This is a genomic window from Leifsonia sp. SIMBA_070 (assembly GCF_046534635.1).
In the GTDB taxonomy this organism is placed as follows: domain Bacteria; phylum Actinomycetota; class Actinomycetes; order Actinomycetales; family Microbacteriaceae; genus Leifsonia.
The window spans coordinates 1-246 of the sequence record NZ_JAWRYK010000743.1 but is presented as its reverse complement, the minus strand read 5'-3'; the positions used below and the strand labels follow the sequence as shown (position 1 = coordinate 246).

Genomic DNA, 246 nt, shown 5'->3' with positions numbered 1-246 from the left:
CCAGAACGCGCCCGGCATGTCGGAGACCGAGCGCGAATCGCTGATGCAGACCGCCAGCAACGCCTTCCGCGCCGGACGCGACGAGCTGGCGCAGGCGCTGGTTCCGGTCTACGCCAAGACCTTCTCAGTCGAGGAATTGGACCATATGCTCGCCTTCTATGATTCGCCCACCGGGCAGTCGATCGCCGACAAGCTGCCTCGCGCCGTCGGCGCCGCCCAGCAGATCACGCGGGCCTGGAGCCAGGG

General features: G+C 67.9%; 1 protein-coding gene. It reads left to right on the top strand.

The window, feature by feature from the left end; all coding sequences use genetic code 11:
- Nucleotides 1-16: 16 nt before the first annotated feature.
- Nucleotides 17-246: DUF2059 domain-containing protein (locus tag SB754_RS22225; protein ID WP_410784451.1), on the top strand; the 230-nt coding region annotated here is incomplete at its 3' end.